The sequence below is a fragment of the Pseudomonas sp. MWU12-3103b genome, from assembly GCF_023100615.1.
Lineage (GTDB): Bacteria > Pseudomonadota > Gammaproteobacteria > Pseudomonadales > Pseudomonadaceae > Aquipseudomonas > Aquipseudomonas putida_A.
Genome location: NZ_JALMEY010000016.1, coordinates 43,326 through 65,979, shown reverse-complemented (window position 1 = coordinate 65,979; position 22,654 = coordinate 43,326). Strand labels below are relative to the sequence as shown.

Annotated in this window: 2 protein-coding genes (1 of these 2 running past the window's edge); both read right to left on the bottom strand. The window is 64.1% G+C overall.

What is annotated here, in order from left to right; translation table 11 throughout:
- Positions 1–10,334, bottom strand: the 5' portion of a protein-coding gene (locus tag M0808_RS22615; RefSeq protein WP_247842476.1) for a non-ribosomal peptide synthase/polyketide synthase. 4,663 nt of this gene lie to the left of the window's left edge; the window shows 10,334 of its 14,997 coding nt (coding positions 1–10,334); its start codon is at positions 10,332–10,334; its stop codon lies off the left edge, out of view.
- Positions 10,334–22,654: a non-ribosomal peptide synthase/polyketide synthase gene (locus M0808_RS22610; protein WP_247842475.1), complete on the bottom strand. Its 12,321-nt coding sequence runs from the start codon at positions 22,652–22,654 to the stop codon at positions 10,334–10,336. The genes M0808_RS22615 and M0808_RS22610 overlap by 1 nt, the downstream gene beginning before the upstream one ends.

The following is a 22,654-nucleotide window of genomic DNA, read 5'->3' as shown; positions in this document are numbered from 1 at the left end:
GGATTCGGTACGAAGCGCTCGGCGGTCATCGCTGCACGCCCCAGATAACCGCGCGTGATGCCGGCGCCAGACAGGTACAGCTCGGCCGAAACGCCTTGCGGAACCGCGTGCAGATCGACATCCAGCAGATGACTGGCGCTGTGCTCGAGCGCACGCCCAATCCGTGCCTGACCGCCAGCACTGCGGCGGGTCCAGGTCGAGTAAGTGGTGTCTTCCGACGGGCCGTACAGGTCGTAGACGTGCTCGACCGTCGACTGCTGATACAACGCCTCCACCAGCGCTTGTTTCAGCGGCTCACCCGCCAGGTTGATGATGCGCACGCTTGGCGGAATCTGCCCGGCACGTTGCAGCGCGGCGATCGCCGATGGCACGGTGTTGATCAGGCGCACCTGATCGCGGGCCGGCAGTTGCGCCAGCTCCAAGGCATTACGCGCGATGATCAGCGAGCCGCCGTTGGCCAACGTGACGAACAGCTCCCAGACCGACAGGTCGAAGCACACCGACGTCGAGGCCAGCACGCCTTGGATGTCGTCGCGGCTATAGACCTTGGCCGACCAGTCGATCAGCGCCATGACGTTGCGATGGGCAATGGCTACGCCTTTCGGTTTGCCGGTGGAGCCGGAGGTGTAGATCACGTAGGCCAGGTTGCCCGGCTGCACCGCAGTCTGTGGCGCAACAGTCGAATAGCCGCTCAGCGACAGCTGATCCATCAGTAGCACTTGGGTTTCGCTCGGCACGCTCAGGATCTCCGCAACCGCCTGCTCGGTGAGCAACACCCGCGCCCGGCTGTCTTCGAGCATGTAGGCCACGCGATCCGCCGGGTAGTCCGGGTCCAGCGGCACATAGGCGCCACCGGCCTTGAGCACCGCGAGCAAGGCAATCAGCAACTGCTCGGAACGCGGCATGGCCACGCCCACGCGCACTTCCGGACCGACACCCAGCTCAAGCAGCTTGTGCGCCAGACGATTGGCCCGCGCGTCCAGTTCGGCGTAGGTCAGTTGCGTATGGGCAAAGGTCACCGCCAAGGCATCCGGGGTCGCCGCCACTTGATAGGCGATGGCTTGATGGATGCACAGATCGGTGGAGAAGTCGGTACTCACCTGCGGGCTGTGCTCGATCAGGTTCAGTTCACTGAGCGAACGCTCCCCCGACTCGCTCATCTGCCCGAGCAAGCGCTGCAGATACCCGGCCAGTTGCACCACGCTGTGCGCGGCAAAGCTTTCGCACTGGTAGCTGAAGTGCATCGACAACTCGTCGCTCAAGTGCACCAGCAGCGTCAGCGGGTAGTTGGTCTGCTCATGATTGTGGATTTCACCGAAGCGCAGTTCTTGCGGTGCACCCTGCGCCAGCGCCTCGGACACCGGGTAGTTCTCGAACACCAGAATGTTGTCGAACAGCGCCTCACCGTTGCGCTCGGCCCAACGCTGAATATCGAACAGCGGGGTGTGCTCATGCTCACGCAAGGCCAGGTTCTGCGCCTGCACGCTCTGCAACCATTCGCCAACGCTCGATGGCGAATGCGGACTGGCGATGACCGGCAAGGTGTTGATGAACAGACCAATCTGCTGCTCGACCCCTTTGAGCTCGGCCGGACGACCCGCCATCGTGGCGCCGAACGCCACACACGGCTGGCCGGTCAGGCGCTGCAACAGCAGCAGCCAAGCCGCCTGAATCAGCGTGTTGAGGGTGACTTTCTGCTGGCGCGCGAACTCGCCCAGACGCCGCGTCTGCTCAGCGTCGAGCACGCAGAAATGTTCACCGTGGCCGTCGCGCGGTGCATCGCCGCGCTGCGCCTGCAACGCTTGCGCGAGCATGGTCGGCGCTTGCAGGTCAGCCAGTTGCGCGGTCCAGTAACGCTCGCTGGCCTGCACGTCCTGGCGCTGCAGCCATTCGATGTAATCGCGGTAACGCCCGGCCAGTGGCGGCTGGGCAACCCCGCTGTAACGCTGCAGGACTTCGCCGAGCAACTGCGAGTTGCTCCAGCCGTCCATCAGGATGTGGTGGTTGGTGTAGATCAAGTGGCAGCGCTGCTCGTCCAGCCGCACCACGACCATGCGCAACAGCGGCCCTTGGCTCAGGTCGAAACCTTGCGCCTGTTCGGCTGCGGCCAGTGCATTCAGATCGCTCTGGCAATCGTCGCGATCACGCCAGTCGAGCACGCGAAACGGCATGTCCAGTTGCTTGTGCACCACCTGCACCGGACGCGCCAGTTCACCCTGCCAGACAAAACTGCTGCGCAGGATGTCGTGGTTGTCCACCGCCGCTTGCCAGGCCTGCTGGAAGCGTTGCGGATCGAGGCCTTCGACATCGAGCCGGACCTGGTTGATGTAATCGCCGGTGGCCTGCTCGTAAAGGCTGTGGAACAACATGCCCTGCTGCATCGCCGACAGCGGATACACATCGGCGACCAGCCGTGGCGCCAGCGGGAACTGATCGAGCTGCGCCTGCGTCAGGCCGGCCAGCGGGAAGTCCGACGGGGTCAGGCCTTCGACCCCCGGGGTCAGGCAATGGCCGATCAACGCTGCGAGTTCTGCGGCGTAATCTGCGGCCAGGGCTTCGATCACCGCGCTGTCGAAGCGCTCACTACTGAACGTCCAGCCCACCCGCAGCTCGCCGCCATACACCTGACCGTTGAGGGTCAACCAGTTGCCCAGCGGCGCCTCCGGGCTCTGATCGAGGCCGGCGTTGTCCGGCGACGGCACGAACAGCGCAGCCTCGTCGCCAGCGAAACTGCCGTCGAACTGCCCAAGGTAGTTGAAGGTGATGCGCGGGCTCGGCAAGGCCTGCAAGCTCTGCTGCGCGCGGGCATCACCGAGGTAACGCAAGGCGCCGAAACCGATGCCCTTGTTGGGGATCGAGCGCAGTTGTTCCTTGATCTGCTTGATCGACTCGCCAAGCGTGTCTGCCGGTGTCAGGCGCACCGGGAACAGGCTGGTGAACCAGCCCACCGTGCGGGTCAGATCGACGCCGTTGAACAGTTCTTCGCGGCCATGGCCTTCGAGCTGGATCAGCGTCGACGCCTGCCCGCTCCAGCGTCCAATGACCCGCGCCAGCGCCGTCAGCAACAGATCGTTGACCTGAGTGCGGTACGCCGCCGGGGCCTCTTGCAGCAGTTGGCGGGTCAGCTCGGTGCCGAGCCGGGTTTGTACGGTCTGGGCCAGACGATTGTCCTGACTGGCGTCAACGCGTTTGCACGGCAGATCGGTACTTACATCGCTCAGGCAGGCCTGCCAATAATCCAGTTCGGCCTGCAACGCCGGGCTGTTGGCGTAACGCTGCAAATGCTCGCCCCAGTCCTTGAAGGCGCTGGTCCGGGACGGCAGGCTCAACGGCTGATCATTCAGCAATTGCTGATAAGCGTTTTGCAGGTCTTCCAGCAGAATCCGCCACGACACGCCGTCCACCGCCAAGTGATGAATCACCAACTGCAGACGCTGCGTGCCATCGGCCAGATTCGCCAGCACCGCACGCAGCAACGGCCCGTGTTGCAGATCGAGACTGCGCTGGGCGCGATTGCCCAAGGCTTCAAGGGCGGCGGCATCGGCCACGTCCTCCTGCCAGAGCAGGCTCTGCGGCAGCGCTTCGACCGCGCAGTGCTCGGCCTGCCACACGCCATCGCGCTGGGTGAAGCTCAGGCGCAAGGCATCGTGATGAGCCACCAGTGCGCGCAACACTTGCTCGACTTTTTCCGCGTCCAGCGTCTGCCGCGGTTGCAGCAGCACCGACTGGTTCCAGTGGTGACGCTGCGGAATCTCGTCGGCGAAGAACTGCTGCTGGATCGGCAGCAGCAACGCTGCACCGCTCGCGGCTTGCTGATCAATCGTCGATTCGTCGCCACCCCACTGCGCGACCAGTGCCAGACGCTGCACGGTCTGGTGCTGGAACAGGTCTTTGGGATTGAGGCGAATGCCGGCCTGACGGGCACGGCTGACCACCTGAATCGAGATGATCGAGTCGCCGCCCAATTCGAAGAAGTTATCGTGGATGCCGACTTGCGGCAGCTTCAGCACGTCCTGCCAGATCGCGGCCAGTCCCTGCTCCATCGCGCTTTGCGGCGCCTGATAGGTCTGCTGCGCCTGGCTGGCGTCCGGTGACGGCAAGGCATTGCGGTTGAGTTTGCCGTTGGCGGTCAACGGCAATTGCGCCAGCAGCAACAGGTGCGCCGGGACCATGTGATCCGGCAGATTGGCCTTGAGTTCGGCGCGTACGCTGTCGCGCCACAGCGCCTGTTCGGCCGGGCTTGCGTCGAGCAGCGCGGCGTCGCCTGGCACCAGATACGCCACCAGTTGCTGACCACTGGGGCCCGGCAGCGCCAGCACCACGGCCTGGCGCACGGCAGCCTGTTCCAGCAGTTGCGCTTCGATCTCGCCGAGTTCGATACGGAAACCGCGAATCTTCACCTGATGGTCGATCCGGCCGATGTATTCGATCATGCCGTCGGCGCGATAGCGCGCCAGGTCACCGGTACGGTACAGACGCCCGCCATCGGCGGCGAACGGGTCGGGAATGAAGCGCAGGCTGGTCAGATCCGCGCGGTTCAGGTAACCGCGAGCCAGGCCGGCGCGACCGACGTACAGCTCACCGATGCAGCCTTTGGCGACCGGGTTCAGATCTCCGTCGAGCAAGTACCAGGACAGGTCGGGAATCGGTTCGCCGATCGGGCTGCTGGCGTCACGCTGCAAGTCGGCCAGCGAAATCGGTCGGTAGGTCACGTGCACGGTGGTTTCGGTGATGCCGTACATGTTGATCAGTTGCGGTGCCTGATCGCCGAAACGCTCGAACCATGGACGCAGGCTCTTGACCTCCAGCGCCTCGCCGCCGAACACCACGTAACGCAGCGCCAGTGCTTGCGCCGCGTGTTCGGGGGCGCAGGCCACTTGCATCAATTGCTTGAACGCCGATGGCGTCTGGTTGAGCACGGTGACGCCTTCGCGGCAAAGCAAGGCGAAGAAATCTTCCGGCGAGCGGCTGACCTCGTAAGGCACCACCAGCAGTTTGCCGCCGTACAGCAGCGCCCCGAAAATCTCCCACACCGAGAAATCGAAGGCGTAGGAATGGAACAGGCTCCAGACATCAGTGGCGCCGAAATCGAACCACGCATCAGTGGCTTCGAACAGGCGCAGCACGTTGCGATGGGCCAGCAACGTGCCCTTCGGCTGCCCGGTGGAGCCGGAGGTGTAGATTACGTAAGCCAGGTTGTCCGGACTCATGCGCACCTGCGGATTGCTGTCGCTGTAGCCTTCCAGACCGTCACGTTCCTGATCGAGCATCAGGCTGCGCAGCGAATCCGGCACCGGCAGACGTCCCAGCAGATGACTCTGGGTCAGCAGCAAGGCGATGCCGCTGTCGCCGATCATGTAGCTCAGGCGTTCTTCCGGATACGTCGGGTCCAGCGGCACATAGGCGCCGCCGGCCTTGAGGATCGCCAGCAGACCGACCAGCATGTCGAGGCTGCGCTCCACCGCCAGACCGACGCGCACGTCCGGACCGACACCGCTGGCAATCAGCTTGTGGGCCAACTGGTTGGCGCGGCTGTTGAGTTCGCCGTAACTCAGGGACTGCCCGGCACAGCTCACGGCAATCGCTTGCGGGGCGCGGGCGGCTTGTTGTTCGATCCGTTGATGCAGGCACTGCTCGCTCGGGAAATCGCGGATGGCCGGGTTCCACTGCTGCAAGGTCGCCGCGCGTTCGGTGGCGTCATGCAGCGGCAGTTCGGCAATGCGCTGAGCGCTGTCGGCAACGATGCCTTGCAGCAGACGGGTCCAGTGTTGCGCCAGGCGTTCGATGGTTTCGACGTCGAACAGATCGGTGGCGTACGTCAGCTCGGCCCAGACGTTGTCGCTCGATTCAAAGGTGTTCAGGGTCAGGTCGAACTGCGCAGTACTGGACGCCCACGGCAAGCCTTCAATCGCCAGTTTTGGCAGCCGCGTGGCGCCCTGCGCCTGACGCACCTGGCTCTGGTGGTTGTGCATCACCTGGAACAGCGGGCTGTGGCTGAGGCTGCGCTCCGGTTGCAACGCGTCGACCAGTTGCTCGAACGGCAGATCCTGATGCGCCTGGGCGCCGAGCACCGTATTTTTCACTTGCTGCAGCAGGCTGCGGAACGTCTGCTGACTGTCGAACTCGGCCTTGAGTACCTGGGTGTTGACGAAGAAACCGATCAGGCCTTCGGTCTCGACCCGGTTGCGGTTGGCCACCGGCACTCCGACGCGGATATCGGCCTGACCGCTGTAGCGATGCAGCAAGGTCTGGAACGACGCCAGCAACAGCGCAAACAGCGTGACGTTCTCGCGCTGCGCCAGTTGCTTGAGCGCGGTGGCCAGTTCGAGGCTCAGCGGGATATCGCGACGGGCGCCACGATAGCTCTGCTCGGCTGGACGCGGACGGTCGGTCGGCAACTCCAGCAGCGGTTGATCACCATCGCCGAGTTGTGCGGTCCAGTAGCTCAATTGACGCTCGCGTTCACCGGCGTCCATCCACTGTTTCTGCCATACGGCGTAGTCGGCGTATTGCACCGGCAGCGCCGGCAATTGCACGCTCTGGCCCTGGCTGTACGCGGCATACAACGCCACCAGCTCATCGACCATGACATTCATCGACCAGCCATCGGAGACGATGTGATGCAGAGTGATGACCAGTGCGTGGTCATCGGCGGCCAGACGCAGCAGTTTGACCCGCAGCAACGGGCCTTGCTGAAGATTGAACAGGTGCAGGGTTTCGGCGGCGACCAGCGCTTGCAGCGCCGCCTCGTCGACCTCCGCCGCCACCTCCTGCACCTGCAGATCGAGCGTGCCGCGAGCCTGGATCACTTGCAGGGTCTGACCCTGCTGTTCGACGAAGCAGGTGCGCAGCGATTCGTGGCGCTCGATCAGCGCGTCGAAGCTGCGCTGCAACGCCGGCAGATCCAGCTCACCGCGCAAACGCAACGCCGCCGGCACGTGATAAGCGGTGCTGGTCGGTTCCAGTTGCCAGAGGAACCATTGACGTTCCTGAGCATAGGACAGCGCCAGCGGTTGCTGGCGTGGCAAGGCAACAATTGGCGGCTCCCGATGCGCCTGATCGACACCCAGCGCGGCGACAAAGTCTTCCAGCGTGCTGTGTTCGAACAATGTGCGCAGCGGCACTTGAACGTTCAGCGCCTGACGTACGCGCGAGACCACTTGCGTGACCAGCAACGAGTGGCCGCCCAGTTCGAAGAAGTTGTCACTCAGGCCTACGCGATCAAGCTTGAGCACCGCCTGCCAGATTTCGGCAACGCTGTGCTGAGTGGCGGTCTGCGGGGCGATGTAAGTCGATTGCAGCTGGCTGGCGTCAGGTGCCGGCAAGGCTTTGCGGTCGACTTTGCCGTTCGGCGTCAGCGGCAGTTGCGCGAGGAACAACAGGTGCGCCGGCACCATGTATTCCGGCAGCTCGGCCTTGAGGCTGGCTTTCAATGCGGCGCGCAGTTCGACTTCAGCAATATCGTCGGCGGTCGGCACCACATAGCCGACCAGTTGCGGGCCGGTCGGGCCGTCCTGAGCGACTACCACGGTTTCGCGCACGCTATCGAGGGCGAGCAAACGCGCTTCGATCTCGCCGAGTTCAATCCGGAAACCACGGATTTTCACCTGATGGTCGATCCGCCCGATGTACTCGATCACGCCTTCGGCGCGGTAACGGGTCAGGTCGCCGGTGCGGTACAGACGCGCGCCGGTTTTCGAAAAGGGATCCGGGACAAAACGTTCGGCGGTCAGGCCTGGGCGCTGGAAGTAACCACGCGCGAGGCCGTCGCCGCCGATCAGCAATTCCCCCGGGGCGCCGAGCGGATTGAGCTCAAGGTCGCTGCCGAGGATGTACAACGCGGTGTTGTCGATCGGCGTGCCGAGGAATGGACGGCTGTTGTCCGCACTCAAGGCGTGCTGCGCCGACCAGATAGTGGTTTCGGTCGGGCCGTAGAGGTTCCACACGCTCGGCGTCAGTGCGAGCATGCGTTGCGCCAGCTCCTGCGACAGCGCTTCACCGCCGCAGAGGAACGTGCGGCCCGCCAGGATTGGCGCCTGTTCATTGTCCAGCAGCATGCGCCAGGTCGAGGGCGTGGCTTGCAGCGCCGTCACGCCGTGACGCTCGATCAGTTCGAGCACCGCTTGCGGGTCTTGATGCACGTCCTTGCCGGTCAGCACCACACAGGCGCCGGCCAGCAATGGGCCGTAGATTTCCAGGCCGAAAATATCGAACGAGAACGTGGTCAGCGACAGCATGCGATCGGCGGCACAGATGCCCGGCTGCTTGATCATGCTCGCGACAAAATTGCTCAGCGCCGCGTGGCGCACCATCACGCCTTTCGGTTTGCCAGTGGAACCGGAGGTGTAGATCGTGTAGGCCAGATGCTCGCCATTGACTGCCACTTCCGGCGCGGTCTGTGGATAAGCCGCCAGCCACTCGCGAGGTTGATCCAGCAGCAGCGTTTGCACGCCCGGCGGGATCGGCAGCTGCGTCTGCAAATGGCTTTGGGTCAGCAGCAATTGCAGGCCGCTGTCCTCGATCATGTAGGCCAGACGATCCTGCGGATACGCCGGGTCCAGCGGCACATAAGCACCGCCAGCCTTGAGGATCGCCAGCAGGCCGACGATCATTTCCGCGCTGCGCTCGACGGCGATGCCAACCAGTTGATCCGGGCCGACGCCGGCCTCGATCAGCTTGTGCGCCAGTTGACTCGAGCGGGCATCCAGCTCGCCGTAGCTCAGCACGTCTTCGCCGATGATCAGGGCCGTGGCCTGCGGCGTTTGCTGGGCACGCCGGGAGAAATCCTGCTGCACGCATTCGGCTTGCGCGCTGCGGTCGGCGCGGCGCAACCAGTCCTGCAACAGCACGCCGCGCTCGGCGCTTTCCAGCAACGGCAATTCGCCGACGCGCTGGCTCGGTGCGGCGACGATGCCGCGCAGCAGGTTCTGCCAGTGACGCGCCAGACGTTCGACGGTTTCAGCTTTGAACAGGTCAGTGGCGTAGGTCAGCTCGGCGGCAAAGCCGTCGCTGGACTCGTAGGTATTCAGCGTCAGATCGAACTGCGCGGTGCGCCCTTCCCACTGCACATCCTCGACACTCAGCTGCGGCAACTGCGCCGCGTTGCGGCCCTGATCACGACTGGTCTGGTGGTTGAACATCACCTGGAACACCGGGCTGTGGCTCAGGCTGCGCTCCGGTTGCAGGGCTTCGATCAGTTGCTCGAACGGCAGGTCCTGATGCGCCTGTGCATCCATCGCCGCCTGTTTGACCTGAGCCAGCAACTGGTTGAACGGCAGTTGCCCGCTGACCTCGGCATTCAGCACCTGCGTGTTGACGAAGAAGCCGATCAGGCCTTCGGTCTCGACACGGTTGCGGTTGGCGGTCGGCACCCCGACGCGAATCTGCGCCTGACCGCTGTAGCGATGCAGCAACGCTTGGAACGACGCCAGCAACAGCATGAACAGGCTTGCGCCTTCGCGCTGCGCCAGCTGTTTGAGGGCGTCACCGAGGTCTGCCGGCAGGTTCAGTTCCAGCCGCGCACCGCGCAGGCTTTGCACGGCCGGGCGCGGGAAGTCGATCGGCAACTCCAGCACCGGCTGCTCGCCGCCCAGGGTCTTGACCCAGTAGGCCAACTGGCGCTCGCGCTCGCCCGCTTCCAGCCAGTGGCGCTGCCAGATCGCGTAGTCGGCGTATTGCACTTCCAGTTCCGGCAGGCTCAGCGGCTGCCCGGCGGTGTCGGCGGCGTAATGCTCGATCAGCTCGTTGACCAGGACTTTGATCGACCAGCCATCGGCGATGATGTGGTGCTGGATCAGCACCAGCACATGGTCGTCTTCCGCCACTTTCAGCAGCGCCACCCGCAGCAGCGGGCCCTGCTGCAAATTGAACGGGCGTGCGGTTTCGTTCTCGACGAAGGCCTTGATCGCGGCGTCTTCCCCGGCGGCATCGAGGCCCTCCGGCAATGGCGTCAGGCTGATGCTCAGCGGCAGCTGCGGGTGAATCACCTGGCAAAAGCTTTCACCCTGTTCGGCGAAAGTGGTACGCAAGCTTTCGTGACGCGCCGCCACGGCGTTGAAGCTGCGCTCCAGCGCCGCCACATCCAGCCGCCCCTTGAGGCGCAGGGCGCTGGGGATGTGATACGCGGTGCTGTGCGGGTCCATTTGCCAGAGGAACAGTTGACGTTCCTGAGCGTACGACAGAGGAATCGCCGCAAACCCGGAACGTGTTTCCGGGATCGGCAGGTTGGCCGGAGAGACGCCCTCTTCGAGCATCTTTTCCAGGTACAGCTTACGTTTGTCCAGCGGCAGAGTGATAAAGCGCTTGGCTACCCTCAAAGCAACACTCTTGTCCATCAGACTTCCTCCATATCGTCAAGCAGGGCTTCCAGCTTGCTCAGTTTCTGTTCGTTGATTGCCCCGCCTCCTGTATCGAGTCGAGCGACAAAATCGCTCAGGACGGGGTGCTGGAATAACAGTTGCGGGGTCAGCGTCAGGCCTAGTTCAAGGGCCATGCGCGACACCACGTTGACCGCCAGCAGCGAGTGCCCGCCGAGTTCGAAGAAGTGATCGTTCAGACCGATGCGCTGCACTTCGAGCACTTGCTGCCAGATCGCCGCGACCTGCTGCTCAAGCTCACTGTGCGGCGCGACATACGCGGCCTGCATCTGGCTGGCATCGACCGCCGGCAGGGCCTTGCGGTCGAGTTTGCCGTTGGGGGTCAGTGGCAACTGCTCAAGGAACAGCAGGTGCGCGGGAATCATGTAGTCAGGTAACGAAGACTTGAGGCCAGTCTTTAGTCCCTCGCGCAGTTGCCGCTGCGCGTCGCCGTCGTGCATGTTCAATTGCGGGGCGACCACATACGCCACCAGTTGCGCGCCGGTGTCGCTTTCGACGGCCAGCACCGCCGCCTCAGTGACTGCCGGTTGCGTAAGCAATCGCGCCTCGATCTCCCCCAGTTCGATGCGGAATCCACGAATTTTCACCTGATGGTCGATCCGGCCCATGTACTCCAACTCGCCCTCCTCGCGCTGACGAATCAGGTCGCCGGTGCGGTACATGCGCTCGCCGCTGCCGACGAACGGATTCGGTACGAAGCGCTCGGCGGTCATCGCTGCACGCCCCAGATAACCGCGCGTGATGCCGGCGCCAGACAGGTACAGCTCGGCCGAAACGCCTTGCGGAACCGCGTGCAGATCGACATCCAGCAGATGACTGGCGCTGTGCTCGAGCGCACGCCCAATCCGTGCCTGACCGCCAGCACTGCGGCGGGTCCAGGTCGAGTAAGTGGTGTCTTCCGACGGGCCGTACAGGTCGTAGACGTGCTCGACCGTCGACTGCTGATACAACGCCTCCACCAGCGCTTGTTTCAGCGGCTCACCCGCCAGGTTGATGATGCGCACGCTTGGCGGAATCTGCCCGGCACGTTGCAGCGCGGCGATCGCCGATGGCACGGTGTTGATCAGGCGCACCTGATCGCGGGCCGGCAGTTGCGCCAGCTCCAAGGCATTACGCGCGATGATCAGCGAGCCGCCGTTGGCCAACGTGACGAACAGCTCCCAGACCGACAGGTCGAAGCACACCGACGTCGAGGCCAGCACGCCTTGGATGTCGTCGCGGCTATAGACCTTGGCCGACCAGTCGATCAGCGCCATGACGTTGCGATGGGCAATGGCTACGCCTTTCGGTTTGCCGGTGGAGCCGGAGGTGTAGATCACGTAGGCGAGGTTGTCCGGAGCGACCGATGTTTGCGGCGCGCTGCTCGGATAGCCGCTCAGCGACAGCTGATCCAACAGCAGCACTTGGGTATCGCCCGGCACGCTCAGGGTTTTCGCAACCGCCTGCTCGGTGAGCAACACCCGCGCCCGACTGTCTTCGAGCATGAAGGCAACGCGATCCGCCGGGTAGTCCGGGTCCAGCGGCACATACGCACCGCCAGCCTTGAGCACCGCCAGCAAGGCAATCAGCAACTGCTCGGAGCGCGACATCGCCACGCCCACGCGCACTTCCGGACCAACACCCAGCTCGATCAGTTTGTGCGCCAGACGATTGGCCTGCGCGTCCAGCTCGGCGTAGGTCAGTTGCGTATGGGCGAAGGTCACCGCCAAGGCATTCGGGGTCGCCGCCACTTGATGGGCGATGGTTTGATGGATGCATTGCTCGGTGGCGAAATCGCTGTTCACCGGCGGGCGATGTTCGATCAGGTTCAGCTCGCTGAGCGTGCGCTCACCGGCATCCGCCATCTGGCTCAGCAGACGCTGCAGATGCGCGCCTAACTGCGCCACGCTGGCCGCCGCGAAGCTGTCGCGCTGATAACTGAAATGCACCGACAGTTGCGCGCCCATGTTCACCAGCAGGGTCAGCGGATAGTTGGTCTGCTCCTGATTGGCCACCGCGCCGAAGCGCAGACCTTGCGGCGCACCACGCTCCAGTGCTTCGCCGATCGGGTAGTTCTCGAACACCATCAGGCTGTCGAACAGCGCGTCACCACCCTGCCCGGCCCAGCGCTGAATATCCGCCAGCGGCGTGTGTTCGAACTCGCGTGAGGCGAGGTTCTGCGCCTGCACCGCTTGCAGCCAGGCGATCACGCTCTGCTGCGCGGACGGCGCGGCGATCACCGGCAGCGTGTTGATGAACAGGCCGATCTGCGCTTCGGCCCCCGGCAGATCCGCCGGGCGCCCGGCGACGGTGGCGCCGAACGCCACGCAATCCTTGCCGGTGTAGCGCTGCAACAGCAGCAGCCACGCCGCTTGCACCACGGTGTTGACGGTAACTTTCGCGGCCCGGGCAAACTCGCCCAGACGCTGGCTAAGCTCAGCGTCCAGCACCTGGTAATGATCGCCGTAACCCACGCTCGGCAAACCGGCCTGCGGCCGCGCGATGGCATCGGCCAGGCGCGTCGGTTCCTGCAGATTGCCCAGCGTCGCCCGCCAGTAGGCTTGCGCCGCCGCGCCATCCTGACGTTGCAGCCAGGCGATGTAATCGCGATAACGACCCGCGCCACGGGCGATCGCTTCGCCGCTGTAGTGCTGCAACACTTCGCCGAGCAACTGCGCGCTGCTCCAGCCGTCCATCAGGATGTGATGGTTGGTGTAGATCAGGCGATAACGCTCGGCTGCAGTGCGCACCAGCACCAGGCGCATCAGCGGTGCACAGCTCAGGTCCAGACCCAGGGCGCGCTCTTCATCAGCGAGGGTTTGCAGCACTGCCTCCAGATCAGTTCTGCCGTGCCAGTCGAGCACGCTGAACGGCACCTCGACCTGACGCTGCACCACTTGTACCGGTTGCGGCAGATCGCCTTGCCAGAAGAAGCCGCTGCGCAGGATGTCGTGGGCATCCACGGCCGCCTGCCACGCCGCGCGGAAGCGTTGCGGATCGACACCGTCGACGTCCAGGCGCATCTGGTTGATGTAGTCGCCATTGCCGTGTTCGAGCAAGGTGTGGAACAGCATGCCCTGCTGCATCGGCGACAGCGGATAGATGTCGTCGATGCCTTGCGGCTCCAGCACCAGCGCATCCAGTTGCGCTTGCGACAGTTGCGCCAGCGGGAAGTCCGACGGCGTCACGCCACGGTTGCCAGTGTCGCAGCAGTGGCCGATCAGTGCAGTCAGTTCCTGCACATAGTCGTCGGCCAGACGCTGGATGGTGGCGGTGTCGAACATCGCACCGCTGTATGTCCAGCTCAGGTCCAACTCGCCGCCGAACACCTTGCTGTTGAGCGCCAGCGGATTGCCCAGCGGCCCTTGCAGATTGACCTCTGCGCCGCCGGACTCGCTGGTCGGCACGAACAGAGCATCGCTGGCAGCGTCGAAGCTGCCGTCGAACTGGCCGAGGTAGTTGAAGGTCAGGCGCGGCGCCGGCAAGGCTTGCAGGGTGGCACGCGCCGGCTCATCACCAAGGTGCGCGAGTGCGCCGAAGCCGATGCCTTTGTGGGGGATCGCCCGCAGCTGTTCCTTGATCTGCTTGAGCGACGCGCCGAGTTCGGCGGCCGGTGCCAGGCGTGCCGGGAATACGCTGGTGAACCAACCCACGGTGCGGGTCAGATCGATGTGTTCGAACAGGTCTTCGCGACCATGGCCCTCAAGCAATACCAACGCATTGTCGTCACCGGTCCAGCGCACCAGCACCCGCGCCAGCGCGGTCAGCAACAGGTCGTTGACCTGGGTGCGATAGGCCGCCGGAGCTTCCTGCAACAGCTGACGGGTCAGGGTCTGATCGAGTTTGCTGCGCAGGGTCAGTGCCTGATCGTGTTGCTGACCACCCTGCGGCCGGTCGTAAGGCAAGGCCGCCGAAGCGCCCTGCAACTGCTGCTGCCAGAAGCCCAGCTCGGCCTGCAACGCCGGGGTTTGGGCGTAGTCCTGCAACGCTGCCGCCCAAGCTTTGACTGCGCTGGTTTTCGCCGGCAATTGCACAGGCTTACCTGCGAGGAGCTGGCGATAAGCGTTTTGCAGGTCTTCAAACAGAATCCGCCACGACACGCCATCGACCACCAGGTGATGGACGATCAGCAGCAGGCGCTGACTGCCATCAGCCAGGTTCGCCAGCACCGCGCGGATCAGCGAACCGCCGCTCAGTTGCAGGCTGCGCTGGGCCTTGTTGCCCAGTGCCTCAAGGGCGGCGAGATCAGCGACCTCGACTTGCCAGAGAATGGTTTCCCCCGCTTGCGTGGCGACGTCGCGGTAGTGCGCCGACCAACCCGCAGCCTGCTCGACAAAGTCCAGACGCAAACTGTCGTGCTGAACGACCAACGCATCCAGCGCTTGCTCCAGTACCTGAGCGTCCAGTGCCTGCGTCGGCTTGAGCATCACTGACTGGTTCCAGTGGTGACGGTCGGGAATCGCTTCGGCAAAGAATGTCTGATGAATCGGCAGCAGCGCGGTTTCGCCGGTTTGCGCGCGCTGATCGATGGGCTGCACGGCTTCGCCGGTCTGCGCGACGGCGGCCAGGGCCTGAATGGTCTGGTGCTGGAACAGGTCTTTGGGGCTGAAGCGAATCCCGGCCTGCCGCGCCCGGCTGACCACCTGAATCGAGATGATCGAGTCGCCGCCCAGTTCGAAGAAGTTGTCGCTGACACCGACTTGCTCAAGCTTGAGCACGTCTTGCCAGATCGCCGCCAGTTGCTGCTCCAGCGCCGTCTGTGGCGCGAGGTAGGCCTGTTGCAGTTGGCTGACGTCCGGTTTTGGCAGGTTCTTGCGATCGAGCTTGCCGTTCGGCGTCAGCGGCATGCGCTCAAGACGCAGGACATACGCCGGCACCATGTGCGCCGGCAGGCTGGCCTTGAGCTGCGCGCGCAGGTGATCGGTGAACTCGGCACTCGCTGAATCACTGACTACGTAGGCCACCAGCCGCTTGCCACTGCCGGCGCTGCCTTCCTGCGCCACGACCACCGCTTCACGCACGCCGTCGAGGGCTTGCAACGCCGCTTCGACTTCGCCCAGTTCAATACGGAAACCGCGAATCTTCACCTGATTGTCGATGCGGTCCAGATAGTCGAACGTGCCGTCGACACGCTGGCGCACCAGGTCACCGGTGCGATACAGCAAGCCGCCATGGGCGCTGAACGGGTCGGCGACAAAACGCTCGGCGGTCAGCCCCGGACGGTTCAGATAACCCCGCGCCAACCCGGTACCACCGAGGTACAACTCACCGGCCATGCCTTGCGGCAACAGGTTCAGATCGGCGTCGAGCACATAGGCGCTGCGGTCGCCGATCCGGCTGCCGATCGGCGCATAAGCGGCACCGCATGGCTCTTCACGGCCAGCCTTCCAGATCAACGGCGTGACCACGGTTTCGGTCGGGCCGTAGCCGTTGATGATGTAGTCCGGATCGAGCGCGCGTTTGACCCGCTCGAAACTGGCGTTCGGCACCGCATCGCCGCCGAAGCAATAGATCCGCACTTTCGGCGGGTTGCCGACACGCTCGGCGTGTTCGGCCAGTTGTTGCAGGTACACCGGCGGGAACGCAACCACGCTCACGCCGTGTTCGATCATCGCGTTGTAGGTCTGCTCCGGCGTCCACAGCGTGTCGTCGCGAATCAGCAGCGAAGCACCGTGGGTCAGGCTGGTCAGCCAGCGCTCGTGGGCGCCGTCGAAGGCGAACGACATGAAGTGGAATTCGCAGTCGCTGTCGCGCATTTCGTAGCGCTGACCGATGGCCTGGCAATGCATCGCCAGTGGGCCGTGGGCAACGCTGACGCCTTTCGGATTGCCGGTGGAACCGGAGGTGTAGATCACGTACGCGAGGTTATGCGGATCGACTGCCACCTGTGGCGCCGTGCTCGGCAACTGGCGCAGGTCGAGACGATCCAGCTCCAGCAACGGCACCGACTCGCCGACCGGCAATTGCGCCGACACCGACGAATCGCTGATCAGCAGCGCCAGCCCCGAATCTTCGATCAGATAGGCCAAGCGTTCACGCGGATAACTGGTGTCCAGCGGCACATACACACCGCCGGCCTTGAGCACCGCCAGCAACGCGACGATCACCGCCTCGCTGCGTGGCAGGGCCACGCCGACCCGGGTCTCGGCGCCGACACCACGGGCGATCAGCGCGTGGGCCAGTTGATTGGCACGCTGCTCGATCTCGCCATAACTGAAATGCTGACCGTTGAAGATCACGGCAGTGCGCTGCGGACGCTCGGTCGCCAGCGCAGCAATGCGCTGATGCACAGCGATGTCCAGCGGGTACGGCTGCGGCTGGTTTTCGGCTTGCTGGCGGGCATGCTCGTCAGCGCTGGCCAGAGCGATTTCGCCAAGGTTGCGCTCGGCCGACAGCGCAAACTGTTCAAGCAATTGCAGCAGATGGGCACTGATGCCTTCGATCACCTCAACGGCAAACTGGCTGCGGTCGAAGCTGTAGTGCAGCGCCAGTTGCTGACCGAGGGTGACCGCCACGCTCAGGGCGTAGTGGGTCTGCTCCAGGTTGCCGACATCCCCGAATGTCAGGCCTTGCCCGGCCTGGCTCAGCGCCTGGGCGACCGGGTAGTTTTCGAACACCAGAATATTGTCGAACAGCGCTTCCCCGCCCTGCCCGGCCCAGCGCTGGATGTCCGCCAGCGGCGTGTGTTCGAAGTCGCGCAGGCTGAGGTTTTGCGCCTGCACCGCTTGCAGCCATTGGCCAACGCTTTGGTCTGGACGCGGCGCGCCGATCACCGGCAGGGTGTTGATGAACAGGCCGACCTGTTGCTCGATGCCCGGCAAATCCGCCGGACGCCCGGCCACGGTCGCACCGAACGCCACCGCTTCGTGACCGGTGTAGCGCTGCAGCAACAGCAGCCACGCAGCTTGCACGAGGGTGTTGACGGTGACTTTCTGCTGCCGGGCAAACGCTTCCAGCGCCTGGGTGCGCGTCACGTCCAGCGTCAGATAATGGTCGCCATGGCCGCTGGCGCGCTCGCCGCCGGTAGCGGCGCGGGCCAGTCGGGTCGGCTCTTGCAGCGCGGCCAACTGAACGCTCCAGAAGTCCTGACTGAGTTGCGCGTCCTGACGCTGCAGCCAGGCGATGTAATCGCGATACCGTCCGCCACCATGGGCCGGGGTGCGACCGCTGTAGCGCTGCAACACTTCGCCGAGCAACTGCGAGTTGCTCCAGCCGTCCATCAGGATGTGGTGATGGGTGTAGATCAGGTGCCATTGCTCGGCAGCGGTCTGCACCAGCACCAGACGCAGCAACGGTGCATGGCTCAAATCGAATCCTTGCTGACGCTCGGCATCGGCCAGCGCCACGAGGGCTGCCGGCTGATCGTCGCGCTCGCGCCAGTCGAGAATGCTGAACGGCAACTGCACCTGTTTGTGGACGATCTGCAGCGGTTGCGCCAGTTCGCCCTGCCAGACGAAACCGCTGCGCAGAATGTCCTGCGCATCGACGGTGGCCTGCCATGCAGCGCGGAAGCGCTCAGGCTCAAGACCTTGCACATCCACGCGCAACTGATTGATGTATTCCCCCGCTGCTTGCTCGTAAAGGGTGTGGAACAGCAAACCCTGCTGCATCGGCGACAGCGGATAGACATCATCGAGCTGACCGGCCGGCACCGGCAGCGCATCCAGTTGCGCCTGGGTCACCCGAGCCAGCGGGAAGTCCGACGGCGTCGCTTGCGCGGTTTGCAGGCTGCAGCAGTGTTCGATCAGCGCCTGCAATTCGCTGGCGTATTGATCGACCAGTTGCTGCACCGTGGCGCTGTCGAACATCTCGCGGCTGAAGCCCCAGCTCATCGACAGTTCGCCGCCATACACCTGACCTTCCAGGGTCAGCCAGTTGCCCAGAGGCGCCGACGGATCCTGCGCCACGCCGCTGGTTTCAACAGCCGGCACGAACAGCGCCGCTTCGTCGAACTGGCGGTCGAACTGGCCGAGGTAGTTGAAGGTGATGCGCGGTTGCGGCAGCGCGGCCAGTTCGGCGCGCACCGACGGCGCGGCCAGATGCCGTAGCACGCCGTAACCCAGACCTTTGTCCGGCACCGCGCGCAGTTGCTCCTTGATCGCCTTGATCGAACCGTCGAGATCAGCACTGGCGGTCAGGTTGACCGCGAACAGACTGCTGAACCAGCCCACGGTGCGGGTCAGGTCAATGTCATCGAACAGATCTTCGCGGCCATGCCCTTCCATTTCGATCAACGTGCCCGGCTGCTGGCTCCAGCGGCTGATGGTGCGCGCCAGTGCGGTGAGCAACAGATCGTTGACTTGGGTGCGATAGGCGGCCGGCGCCTGTTGCAGCAACTGGCGGGTGCGCTCGGCGTCGAGGCGCCATTCGATTTTTTCGCCATGCAGGTTGTGCAGGCTGCCATCCGGGCGGTCGCACGGCAGATCTTCGGCGCCCTGATGCTGGGCTTTCCAGTAACTCAATTGCTCATCGAAACGCGACGCTTCCTGCGCCAGACGCGCCGTCCAGCTCTGGAACGCGCTGGTCTTGGCCGGCAACTGAATGCCGCCACCCGCCGCCAGTTGCTCGTAAGCCTGCTGCAAATCTTCCAGCAGCACCCGCCAGGAAACGCCATCGACCGCCAGGTGATGAATGATCAGCGCCAGTCGTTGCGAGCCGTCGGCCATGGTCACCAGCAACGCGCGCAGCAACGGGCCGTTTTGCAGGTCGAGGCTGCGCTGCGCTTCGTTGCATAGCGCCTGCAATTGTTCGGCAGATTCGGCATCGCGTTGCCACAGCTCAGCGCCCGTCAGCAGCGGGCCGTGGCTTTGCTGCCAGCCTTCGCTGCCTTCGACAAAACGCAGGCGCAAGGAGTCGTGGTGATTGATCAGGTGGGTCAGCGCCGCATCGAGCCATTGTGCGTTCAATGCCTCACGCGGGGTCAGCAGCAACGATTGGTTCCAGTGCTCGCGCACCGGCATCGCGCGGCTGAAGAAATCCTGCTGGATCGGCCCGAGCACGGCGTCGCCGGTCACCGGGCCCTGATCCACAGTGGACAGATGATCGTGGCTCGCGACCAGCGCCAGACTGCGCACCGTCTGGTACTGGAACAGGTCACGCGGGCTGATACGGATCCCGGCCTGCCGCGCACGGCTGACCACTTGAATCGAGATGATCGAATCGCCGCCCAGCTCGAAGAAGTTGTCTTCGAGGCCGACGCGGTCGAGGCCGAGCACAGCTTCCCAGATCGCCGCGAGGGCTTTTTGCATGGCATCCTGTGGCGCCACGAATGCCTGTTGCGGCGCGGCATCCGGTTGTGGCAAGGCCTTGCGGTCGAGCTTGCCGTTGGCGGTGACCGGCAATTTGTCGAGGGTGATCAGGTAGGTCGGCACCATGAACTCCGGCAGACTGCCGAGCAGCCACGCCTTGACCTCTTGCTGCCACTGCTCGTCTGCCTGCGGGTTTTCCAGCACCAGATAAGCCACCAGATGCTTGCCGCCCTGCACCAGCACCACCGCCTCACGCACCAGCGAGTGCTGCATCAGGCGGGTCTCGATTTCGCCCAACTCAATGCGCAAACCGCGCAACTTAACCTGATGGTCGAGACGCCCGAGGTATTCGATCACCCCGTCGGCACGCTGCCGCACACGGTCACCGGTGCGGTACAGGCGCGCGCCGTCATGGAACGGGCACGGCACAAAACGTTCGGCCGTCAGCGCCGGGCGCTGGTGATAACTGCGCGCCAGCCCGGCGCCGCCCAGATAAAGCTCACCGGCGACACCGCTCGGCACCGGCAACAATTCGGCATCGAGGACATGGGTGCGCAGGTTGGCGATCGGCCGGCCGATCGGCACGCTGTCCGCGCCTTCATCGACACAGGTCCAGTGAGTGACGTCGATGGCCGCTTCGGTCGGGCCATACAAGTTGTAGAGGCTGGCGTTCGGCAGCTTGGCGAAGACTTGCAGTTGCGCATCCAGTGGCAACGCTTCACCGCTGCAGACAATCCGCTTGAGACCGCTGCAGCTTTCCACGCCGGCCTCGTGGATGAACGCCTGCAACATCGACGGCACAAAGTGCAGCGTGCTGATGCCGTGACGGTTGATGCTATCGATCAATTGCAGCGGATCACGGTGCGCACCCGGCGCGGCCACCACCAGCCGCGCGCCGGTCAGCAGCGGCCAGAAGAACTCCCACACCGATACGTCGAAACTGAACGGGGTTTTCTGCAGCACCGAATCACTGGCGTCCAGCGCATAGGCCTCCTGCATCCAGCACAAACGGTTGACCAGCGCCGCGTGGCTGTTGCCGGCGCCCTTCGGCTTGCCGGTGGAACCCGAGGTGTAAATCACGTAGGCCAGGTTCAGCGGATCGACGCTGACCTCCGGACGGCTATCGCTGTAACGGTCGAGCAGCCCCGGCTGATCCAGGGTGATGACGTTTACGCCGTCAGTCGGCAGCGCTGCCAGCAGCGCCTGTTGCGTCAGCAGCAAAGTGATGCCGCTGTCCTCGATCATGTAGGCCAGACGCTCCTGCGGGTACTCCGGATCCAGCGGCACGTAGGCGCCGCCGGCCTTGAGAATCGCCAGCAGCGCGACGACCATTTCCACCGAACGCAGAGCGCAAACGCCAACCAGACTGTCCGCCTGCACGCCCTGTTCGCGCAGCAGATGCGCCAGGCGATTGGCCCGGCCATCCAGTTCGGCGTAACTCAGCGTCTGTTCGCCGAACACCAGCGCCGGTGCCTGCGGCGTGCGCGCGACCTGTGCTTCGATCAACTGGTGAATCGGCGTGTCGCTCGGGTACTGCGCGTGGAAGTTGTTCCAGTCGTGCACCAGCGTGCGCTGCTCGTCAGCCTCCAGCAGCGGCAATTCACCGATACGCTGCGACGGATCGGCGACCATCGCCGTCAGCAGGCGCAGCCAGTGCCGCGCCATGCTTTCGATGGTCGGTGCATCGAACAGGTCGCTGGCGTAGGTCAGCGCGGCGTGCAGCTTGCCGCCCTTCTCCCAGGTGTCCAGCGTCAGGTCGAACTGGGTGGTGCGGCTCTGCCAGTCGAGGCTGTCGAGTTGCAGGCCGGATGCGGTGCTGATGGTGGCGATATCGGCGACGTGCGGCTGATGGTTGTACATCACCTGGAACAGTGGCGTGTGGCTGAGGCTGCGTTCCAGCTTCAGCGCTTCGACCAGTTGCTCGAACGGCAGATCCTGATGCGCCTGGGCACCCAGCGCGGTTTCCTTGACCGCCCGCAACAGTTCGTCGACCCGGGTCTGACCGTGCAGTTGCGTGCGCAGCACCTGGGTATTGACGAAGAAGCCGATCAGGCCTTCGATCTCGCCGCGATTGCGGTTGGCGATCGGCACGCCGACCCGCAGGTCGGTCTGCCCGGTGTAACGGTGCAGCAGCGCATTGAAGGCGCCGAGCAGGAACATGAATAAAGTGACTTGATGCTGTTGCGCAGTGCTGCGCAGTTGCTCGGCCAATTGGCCGTCGACCGCGAATTCGTAACGGGTACCGCGATAACTCGGCATCGCCGGGCGCGAATGATCCAGCGGCAATTCCAGCACCGGGTGTTCGTCGCCCAGTTGTGCCTGCCAATAATCGAGTTGGCGCGCCTGCTCACCGGCCTCCAGCCAGCGGCGTTGCCACAGCGCATAGTCGCTGTACTGAATCGGCAATGGCGGCAATTGCGGCGTCTGACCGGCGTCGAACGCGTCGTAGCAACGGATGAATTCGTCGATCAACACGTTCATCGACCAGCCATCGGAGACGATGTGGTGCAGGGTCAGCAGCAGCACGTGTTCCTGCTCGGCAAGCTTGAGCAAGGTCACCCGCAGCAAGGGGCCGACCGCCAGATCAAATGGCAACACCGACTGCTGTTCGGCGGCACGGATCACCGCCTGCTCGCGCTCGCTGGCCGGCAGTGCGCTGAAGTCTTCCCGGTTAATCAGCAGCGGCGCGGTGGCCGGCACTTGCAGGAGGCTGTCATCGGCCTGGCGCTGGAACACCGTACGCAGGGTTTCGTGGCGCTCCACGAGGCTGGCGAAAGCTTGCTCCAGCGCCGACTGGTTCAGTCGACCATTGAGTCGCACCGCACCGGGCAGGTTGTAGGCGCCGCTCTGCGGATCGAGTTGCCACAGGAACCACATGCGTCGCTGCGCGTAAGACAGCGCCTGACGATCCTCGGCTGCGATACCGGCGGGTATCGGGAACCGCGCGAAATCCACGCCCTCCTTGTGCAGGGCCGCGAGGAACATCTGGCGCTTTTCCAGGGGCAACCCGATAAACCGGCGAGCAAGTTTCAAGGAGTCTTCAGCATTCAT

What these genes read in the sequence shown, in the direction of transcription:
- M0808_RS22610 (WP_247842475.1), bottom strand. Translation starts at nt 22,654, where the DNA reads ATGAATGCTGAAGACTCCTTGAAACTTGCTCGCCGGTTTATCGGGTTG.